This window comes from Ochrobactrum sp. SFR4, from assembly GCF_019730395.1.
Taxonomy (GTDB): Bacteria; Pseudomonadota; Alphaproteobacteria; order Rhizobiales; family Rhizobiaceae; genus Pseudochrobactrum.
On sequence record NZ_JAAPBB010000814.1, the window covers coordinates 1 to 269 of the forward strand.

Genomic DNA, 269 nt, shown 5'->3' on the forward strand with positions numbered 1-269 from the left:
CCGTTTCTCCTTGTTTTTTCATTCCCGCGCGCCGTGCTTTTAACTTTCGCACCCGTCGCGTTGTTGATTGTCATGTTTGTACCGGCTGCAATCGACAGTTTCATTAATGAACCCGGAACATACCGCTACGAGATCGCAGCGGTGCTTGGATTTGGCACTTTGCTGCTCTTCTCGAACATGCTGGCAAAAGCGATCAGGCGCTATTTTCTCCCGTTCGGATAAGAACGGATCTTCAATCACAGGAAAGCCCGCCGAGTGCGGGCTTTTTT

Annotated in this window: 1 protein-coding gene; it reads left to right on the forward strand. The window is 50.6% G+C overall.

Annotated elements, in window-relative coordinates:
• Positions 1-222, forward strand: a 222-nt coding sequence (locus HBA93_RS21350) for a hypothetical protein (protein ID WP_221724593.1), incomplete at its 5' end; no start/stop codon positions are given.
• Positions 223-269: the final 47 nt, after the last annotated feature.